General features: G+C 68.5%; 10 protein-coding genes. All 10 read left to right on the top strand.

What is annotated here, in order from left to right:
* On the top strand, positions 1-679 hold a 679-nt coding region (locus tag WBA11_RS02525; RefSeq protein ID WP_424519153.1), incomplete at its 5' end, for an indole-3-glycerol phosphate synthase TrpC.
* Positions 680-682: 3 nt separating this feature from the next.
* Positions 683-1,333 carry a phosphoribosylanthranilate isomerase gene (locus WBA11_RS02520; RefSeq protein WP_424519152.1) on the top strand — a complete coding sequence of 217 codons (651 nt, stop codon included), beginning with the start codon at positions 683-685 and terminating at the stop codon, positions 1,331-1,333.
* Between the two features lie 38 nt (positions 1,334-1,371).
* A complete protein-coding gene (gene trpB / locus WBA11_RS02515; RefSeq protein ID WP_424519151.1) occupies positions 1,372-2,616 on the top strand; it encodes a tryptophan synthase subunit beta in 1,245 nt (414 codons plus the stop codon).
* Entirely contained in the window at positions 2,613-3,479 is an 867-nt protein-coding gene (locus WBA11_RS02510) for a GIY-YIG nuclease family protein (RefSeq protein ID WP_424519150.1), read from the top strand. Before trpB ends, WBA11_RS02510 begins: the two co-directional genes overlap by 4 nt.
* Positions 3,476-3,988: a GNAT family N-acetyltransferase gene (locus WBA11_RS02505; protein WP_424519149.1), complete on the top strand. Its 513-nt coding sequence runs from the start codon at positions 3,476-3,478 to the stop codon at positions 3,986-3,988. The genes WBA11_RS02510 and WBA11_RS02505 overlap by 4 nt, the downstream gene beginning before the upstream one ends.
* Before the next feature lie 19 nt (positions 3,989-4,007).
* Positions 4,008-4,862, top strand: coding sequence for a tryptophan synthase subunit alpha (gene trpA / locus WBA11_RS02500; protein ID WP_424519148.1), 855 nt, complete (start codon positions 4,008-4,010; stop codon positions 4,860-4,862).
* Positions 4,859-5,986, top strand: coding sequence for a DUF4837 family protein (locus WBA11_RS02495; protein ID WP_424519147.1), 1,128 nt, complete (start codon positions 4,859-4,861; stop codon positions 5,984-5,986). Before trpA ends, WBA11_RS02495 begins: the two co-directional genes overlap by 4 nt.
* Positions 5,987-6,081: 95 nt before the next feature.
* Complete coding sequence (gene hisG / locus WBA11_RS02490; RefSeq protein ID WP_424519146.1) at positions 6,082-7,005, top strand: ATP phosphoribosyltransferase; 924 nt, start codon at positions 6,082-6,084, stop codon at positions 7,003-7,005.
* Positions 7,006-7,081: 76 nt separating this feature from the next.
* A complete protein-coding gene (locus tag WBA11_RS02485; protein WP_424519145.1) occupies positions 7,082-7,408 on the top strand; it encodes an AtuA-related protein in 327 nt (108 codons plus the stop codon).
* The gene (locus tag WBA11_RS02480) at positions 7,405-7,785 is read left to right on the top strand and encodes a hypothetical protein (protein ID WP_424519144.1); all 381 of its coding nucleotides are present in this window, start codon (positions 7,405-7,407) and stop codon (positions 7,783-7,785) included. The genes WBA11_RS02485 and WBA11_RS02480 overlap by 4 nt, the downstream gene beginning before the upstream one ends.
* The last annotated feature ends 94 nt before the right edge of the window (positions 7,786-7,879 follow it).

Genomic DNA, 7,879 nt, shown 5'->3' with positions numbered 1-7,879 from the left:
GTGCAAGCGCGCGAGCCCGTCCGAGGGCGTCATCCGGCCCGAGTACGACCCGGCCGTGATCGCCCGCGCCTACAAGAACGCCGCCGCCGCCGCGATCTCCGTCCTGACCGAGCCGACCCACTTCCAGGGCTCGCTCGACCACCTCGCCGCCGTCCGCCACGCCGTCGACCTGCCGGTCGTCCGCAAGGACTTCGTCCTCGACGAGTACCAGTTGGTCGAGGCCCGCGCCTACGGCGCCGACGCCGTCCTCTTGATCGTCGCCGCCCTCGAGGACGCGCAGCTCGAAGACCTCCTCGAGGCCGCGAAGGGTTTGGGACTCGGCGTGCTGGTCGAGGTCCACGACGACGCCGAGGTCGGCCGGCTCGACCTCGAGGACGTCGACGTGCTCGGCGTCAACAGCCGGGACTTGAAGACCTTCGAGGTCGACCTGGGACGGGCCGAGCGGATCTTCGCGCAGCTGCCCGACCGCATCGTCCGCGTGGCCGAGAGCGGAATCCGGACCGCTGCCGACGCCGCCCGTCTCCGCCGCGCCGGAGCCGACGCGTTCCTGGTCGGCACCCACTTTATGCGCCAGCCCGACCCGGGCCGCACGCTCGCCGCCTTGCGCCGGGAGACCGCCCTAGAGCTTGCCTCGACCTCGAGGACGAACCTCGCCACCTCCGCGTCCGAGGCTGCCTGACCCATGACCCCAGTGTCCGAGACCAAAGTCAAGATCTGCGGCATCACGCAGCTCCACGACGCCCGCACCGCCGCCGTCGCCGGCGCCGACTTCCTGGGGTTCATCCAGTACCCCGGCAGCCCACGCTACGTCAAGCCCGACGTCGCGAAAGAGATCATCGACTGGGTGCGCGGACCGGAGCCGGTCGGCGTGTTCGTGAACGAGTCGGCCGAGACCGTCAACGAGGCCTGTGGACGCGTAGGGTTCACGCTCGCGCAGCTCCATGGCCACGAGTCGCCCGAGGTCTGCGCCGCCGTCGAGGTCCCCGTCATCAAGGCGATCTCGGTCCAGCACGACGCCTCGACGGAGCAGGTCGCCGCAATGGTCGAGCCCTACCTCGAGGTCGTCGACTTCGTCTTGCTCGACACGCACCACACGAGCCTGTGGGGCGGGACCGGCGAGAGCTTCAACTGGCGCGTCGCTCGAGAGCTCGCTGGCCAGGTCGACCTTTTCCTGGCCGGCGGCATCTCGGCCGACAACGTCGCCGACGCGATCCACTCGATGCGTCCCTACGCCGTCGACCTGTCGTCGAGCGTCGAGGAATCGCCCGGCGTCAAGGACCTCGACAAGCTGGACGCCTTCTTCGAGGCGTTTAACGCCGCCACCGCCGAATAGCACCGTCCTCGAGGCCGACAAGCCTCGCGCCCTCGAGGATGACTCCCCCCACTCCCATGTCTACAGTCGCCGAGCTCCCTTCCCCCGTCGCCCTCCCCGACGAACGTGGCCGCTTTGGCCGGTTCGGCGGATCGTTCGTGCCCGAGATCCTGCACCCCGTCCTCGAGGACGTCCGCGCCGCGTGGGCGGAGGCGCAGCAGGACCCGGAGTACCAGGCGCAGCTCAAAAAGCTGCTCCGCGACTACATCGGCCGCCCGACACCCTTGACGCGGCTAGACCGGCTGACCTCGAGGGTTGGCGGGGCCACGATCTGGGCCAAGCGCGAGGACCTGTGCCACACGGGCGCGCACAAGATCAACAGCGCGCTCGGGCAGGTGCTCCTGGCCCGTCGGATGGGCAAGGAGCGGATCATCGCGGAGACGGGAGCTGGGCAGCACGGCGTTGCGACGGCGACGGCCTGCGCGCTCTTCGGCGTCGAGTGCGTCGTCTACATGGGCGCCGAGGACATCGAGCGGCAGCACCTCAACGTCCAGCGGATGCGGCTGCTCGGCGCGACGGTCCGGCCGGCGACGAGCGGGAGCCAGACGCTCAAGGACGCGACCAACGAGGCGTTTCGCGACTGGGTCTCGAACCCGAGCACGACCTACTACATCATCGGCTCGGCGATCGGGCCGCACCCGTACCCCGCGATGGTCCGCGACCTGCACCGCGTGATCGGTGAGGAGACGCGGGCGCAGCTGTTGGACGCCACCGGCTCCGAGACGCCCGCCGCCGTCGTCGCGTGTGTCGGCGGCGGGTCTAACGCCATCGGAATCTGGGCACCGTTCGTCAAGGACGAGGGCGTCCGCCTCGTCGGCGTCGAGGCCGCAGGCGAGGGGCTAAGTGGCCGCCACGCCGCGACCTTGACCAAGGGCGAGCCTGCCATCTTCCACGGAACGATGACCCGACTCCTTCAGGACGCCGACGGCCAGGTCGAGATCGCCCACTCGATCTCGGCCGGGCTCGACTACCCCGGCGTCGGGCCGGAGCACGCGCACCACGCGAGCACGGGCCGCGTCGAGGTCCGAACCGCGACCGACCTCGAGGCCCTGGCCGGCGTCAAGCTGCTGAGCGAGACCGAGGGCATCATCCCCGCCTTGGAGACCGCCCACGCGGTCGCCGTCCTCCCCGACCTCGCTCGCGAACTCGGCGAGGGCGCCGACCTGGTGTTCAACTGCTCCGGCCGCGGCGACAAGGACATGGCGACGATCTCGGCCCACATCGGCGACCTCGAGGACGCGTGACCGTACCGCCCGCCACGATCCGGTTGTTCCTGCCGTTCGGAGACCCGACGCGGTTGCGGACGGCGGAGCTCTCGAACTGGAGCGGCAAGGCGCTTGCGGCTCCTCGATCCGACCTCGAGGCGCTGTTCGCCCGAAGCGAGGTTCAGAGACCGGGCGTCTACCTCTTGACCGGGGTCGATCCGCGAACGGGCGAGACTGTCGTCTACATCGGTGAGGTCGAAGTCATTCGGTCGCGGCTCAAGCAGCACGCCTCGAAGGAGTTCTGGAACCGTGTCATCGTCTTTGTCAGCAAGGACGAGAACCTCACGAAGGCGCACATCCGCTACCTCGAGGGCGCTCTGATCCAAGAGGCGAGCGACGTCGGTCGCGTTAGGATCGACAACGCCCAGTCGAGCGGCTCCCGACTCCCGGAGTCCGACCGTGCAGATATGGACGTCTACCTCTCCAAGATCCGGCAGCTTCTTCCCGTTCTGGGATCGGTTCTCTTGTCGGCTCCCCCGAGCCGAGCGACATCTTCGCCCACGCGCGAGTTCTCGACCTCGATCCGGGGACTGTCGGCGACGGGCCAGCCGTCGAGTGGCGGCTTCACCGTGTTCTCGGGCTCCCAGGCATTCGGAACGCATCGCCCCTCGGCCTCGAGGTCGGTGGTCGGAGAGCGCGAGCGGCTCGTCGCGGGCGGCCGCCTCGATCTCGAGGACGGCCACCTCGTCTTCTGCGACGACGTCGAGTTCTCGAGCCCGAGCATGGCGGCGTCGGTGGTCAAGGGTGGAAACACGAATGGATTGAAGGCCTGGGCCCTCGAGGACGGAACGTCTCTTAAGGACCTCGAACAGCAGTCGGTCACAGCCTTCGAGGACGCGTGACCTGGGCGCGAGATGACTACACGGTCACCGACGACCGCGACCGCCTCGACCTCGAGGCCGTGCACGCGTACCTCACGCGGTCGTACTGGTCGACCGGCGTTCCGCTCGAGGTCGTCCGCCGAGCCGCGGCCGAGTCTGTGACGTTCGGCCTCTACCTCGAGGGCGAGCAGGTGGGCTACGCGCGTGTCGTCACGGACCGTGCCACCTTCGCCTACCTCTGCGACGTCTACGTCCTCGAGGAGCATCGAGGGCGAGGGCTCGGCCGCTGGTTGGTGGAGTGCGTCATGGACCACCCCGGCCTCCAGGGCCTCCGTCGGTGGCTGCTCACGACCCAAGACGCGCACCGCTTTTACGAACGCCTGGGCTTCGACCGCACGACGTTCCCGGAGCGGTTCATGACCATCGACCGCCCGGGCCTCTACCTCGACGAGCCCTCCGCACGCGCGTCGAACCGTCTCGCTGTCACCGGCGCGACCTCGAGGTCGACGCAAACTCACACCTCTCGCTAGCGCCCGACCTCGAGGTCGGATGTCCCGCTCGCCTCTTTCCACGTCTCCCTTGTCCTCAACACGTCTCCGCGCCCACCTCGACGATCTCCGCGTCCGCGGCGAGACGGCGATGGGCCTTTTCCTGACCGCCGGCTTCCCCTCGCCCGCCGCGACGCTCGACGTCCTCGAGGCCGCTGACCGTGGCGGCGCGGACTTTATCGAGCTCGGAATGCCGTTTTCGGATCCCGTCGCCGAGGGGCTGCCGATTCAAGAGGCGTCCGAACGGGCCCTACGGCAGGGCGCCACGATGGCCGGCACGTTCGAGACCGCGGCCGCTTTCCGACGCGGCTCCGACACGCCGCTCGTGCTGATGGGCTACGCCAACCCCGTCTTTCGCTACGGCGTGAGCGACTTCTGCGCCGACGCCGCGTCTTCCGGGGTGGACGGCCTGATCCTCCCCGACCTCCCGCCCGAGGAGGCCGACGACCTCGAGGACGCGGCCGCCGCTCACAACCTCTCCGTCACCCACCTGATCGCCCCCAACACCTCCGACGACCGCGTGCGGCTCGTCGACGCCCGCTCGACGGGCTTCGTGTACGCCGTCAGCGTCACGGGCCTGACCGGTTCGGGACTCGGCGCCCAGGACGCGACCGACGCCTACCTCGAGCGCGCCCGCGCCATCGTGAACCAGCCCCTCCTGGTCGGCTTCGGCATCTCGACCAACGCCGACGCGCAACGGCTCACGACGCACACCGACGGCTTCATCGTCGGCAGCGCGCTGATCCGGCAGGCCGAGCGGCTGTGGGACGACCCCGACCTCACCGATTCCGAACGACGCCAGGGCATCGAGGATTGGGCTCGGGCGTTGAAAGGCAAAGACCTAGACGCTCCATGAACAAGCTTCTCCTGATCCCCGCCGCGCTCCTCGCCATCGGCCTGTCCGCGTGCGAGACCGTCGAGGCCGGACAACCTCAGGCCCGCGGCGAGACCGAAGAGATCGTCGTCGTGACCGACAGCGTGACCTGGGCCGGACCCGTCGGCGACGCGATCCGCGCGGAGCTCGGAAAGCCCATCCTGACGCTGCCGAGCAACCAGGGCGCGTTCCAACTCCGGCACCAAGAGCTCACCGGCCGAGGCTTCCCGTCGCTCAAGATGGCGCCCAACATCATCTTCGCCGCGCCCGTCGACGCGCCCGGCGAGATCGGAGACTTCATCCGCTCACGGGTTGGCGAGAGCAACCTCGAGGCCGTCCGGTCCGGGTCGTCGGCCGCCGTGAACCTGCGAGATGACCTGTGGGCCAACAACCAGCTCGTCACCATCGCGACCGCCGCCAGCGACTCGGCCTTGGCCACCCAGTTTTTGCAGCGCGGTCCTGAGCTGCGCGAGCGCTATGAGGACCTGGCCCGCGTCCGCACGGGCAACGAGATCTACGCCCGCCTCCGGCAGACCGACCTCGAGGACGAGTTGCTCGCCGCGCACGACTTCCAGGTCGGCATCCAGCACGACTACGTCCCTGTCCAAGACACGAGCGCGACCGCCGGCGGCTTGGAGGGCGAGTTCGTCCGCTACCGCCGCGTCTTGGTCGACACCTGGCGCGACTTCTACGTCTTCTACGCCGACGGCGTGGACACGCTGCCGTCGGAGGCCGACCTCGACGGGATCACGAACGACCTGCTCGAGGAGTTCGCTCGGGGCGTCCTCGATAGCTCCTACGTCGAGATCGACGACCAGCGCCCGACCTCGACCGACGAGGTCGAGATCAACGGCCGGCCCGGCGTCGAGAAACGCGGGTTCTGGCGCATGACCTACGACGTCATGGGCGGCTCCTACATCCGCTTCGCGTTCCTCGACCCCGCGACGGACCGGCTCTACGTCTACTACGGAATGACGTTCGCGCCCGACCGGACGCTCGACAAGCGCAAGTTCCTCCGACAGATGGAGGCCATCGGCCACTCGTTCGTGTCCGCTGCCGACCTCGAGCCGACAGGTCGGCGCAGCCAGGACGCACCGCCCGAGTAAACGCTTCGACCTCGAGGTCGCTGCGCGAAGAGCCATCGAGGTCGGAACCGTTCGGGCTCGTTTCCCCTCTCTCTTCCTGACTCCTCACACACCTTATGTCAACCCAGACCTCTCCTACCGACAACGCCACCTCCGAGGCGGGCTCCGGCAACATCCTCCGCTTGGGCCTCCCCAAGGGCAGCCTGCAGGAGTCCACGTTCGACTTGCTCGACAAGGCCGGCTACGGTTTCTCCGTCCGCTCACGGAGCTACTTCCCCTCCATCGACGACGACGAGCTGACCGCCATGCTGGTCCGCGCGCAGGAGATGGGCAAGTACGTCCAGGACGGCGTGTTCGACGCCGGGATCACCGGTCTGGACTGGATCGCCGAGACGGGCGCCGATGTCCACGTCGTCGCAGACCTCGTCTACTCGAAGGCCTCGATGCGGCCCGTCCGCTGGGTGCTCGCCGTTCCCGAGGACTCCGACATCCACTCGGTGAAGGACTTGGAGGGCAAGCGGATCGCGACCGAGGTCGTGGGGCTCACCCAGCGCTGGCTCGAGAGCCACGGCGTCACCGCCGACGTCGAGTTCTCGTGGGGCGCCACCGAGGTCAAGGCGCCTGACCTGGTCGACGCCATCGTCGAGGTGACGGAGACGGGCAACTCGCTCCGAGCCAACAAGCTGCGGATCGTGGAGGTCTTGCTGTCCTCGAACACCCAGCTGGTCGCGAACCACGACGCGTGGGCGAACCCGTGGAAGCGCGAGAAGATCGAGAACCTGGCGCTGCTCCTCGAGGGCGCGATCCGGGCTGAAGGCAAGGTCGGCCTCAAGCTCAACGTCCGTCGCGACGGGCTCAAGGAGGTCGTCGAGACGCTGCCCGCGCTTCGCAACCCGACCATCTCGCCGCTCTTTTCGGACGAGTGGGTCGCCGTCGAGACGATCATCGAGGAAAAGCAGGTCCGGCGGCTCATACCGGAGCTCAAGCGCTTGGGCGCCGAGGGCATCATCGAGTACCCGCTCAACAAGATGATCCCGTAACGGGAAAGGGGCGGAGGGATAGGGGATGGAGGGATGGGTAGCTTTCCCGTACTCCTCTCTACCCCTCCGCCATTCCATGCCTCATCTATTGGACCTCTGCTTCGGCCGCTCCGGCGACAAGGGCGACGCCGTCAACGTGGGCTTGATCGCTCGCAATCCTGGCCACTACGAGTGGTTGCGCGAGACCGTCACCGCCGACGTGGTCAAAGAGCACTTCGGCCCCCGCGTCGAGGGCGAGGTCGAGCGGTTCGAGCTGCCGAACCTGTCGGCGCTCAACTTCCTGCTCCACGGCGCCCTCGGCGGTGGTGGCACGGTCTCGCTCAAGCTCGACGCCCAGGGCAAGACGTACGCGGCGCACCTGCTCCGCCTCGAGGTCGACGGCCCCGCCCCCGAGGGCGCGTGAGAGCCACTGGGATTCTCGTCCTCGTCCTCGCCCTCGTCGCCTGCTCGAGCCCTGACGGCGAGGCCCCCACGGTCGACTCGACGTGGGTCGCCGTGATCGCCGAGGTCCAGCTCGCCGACGCCCGTGCGTCTCTCGACAGCCTCGAGGCCGAGACCAGTGACAGCCTGCGGCTCGCCGCCCTCGCGTCCCACGGGTGGGACGCAGGCGACCTCGAGGACGCCCTCGACGCGCTGTCACAGGATCCCGACCTCGCGAAAGCGACATACGACGCCGTCGACCTCAAGCTCGGACTGGAGCGCCAAGGCGTCTCCCCGAAGGGCACCGGCCAAGATTCGATCCCGACGTCCATGCTCGGGGCCACTACCACCTCCCCGTGACCGATCCCGACTTTGTCCAGGTGTTCACCACCGGCGGCACCATCGACAAGGAGTACTTCGATGCCAAGAGCGCCTACGAGATCGGCGAGCCGCA

The organism is Rubrivirga sp. (assembly GCF_049648075.1).
Taxonomy (GTDB): Bacteria; Bacteroidota; Rhodothermia; order Rhodothermales; family Rubricoccaceae; genus Rubrivirga.
The sequence above is the reverse complement of the archived record's forward strand: the minus strand, read 5'-3'. Positions and strand labels throughout refer to the sequence as shown.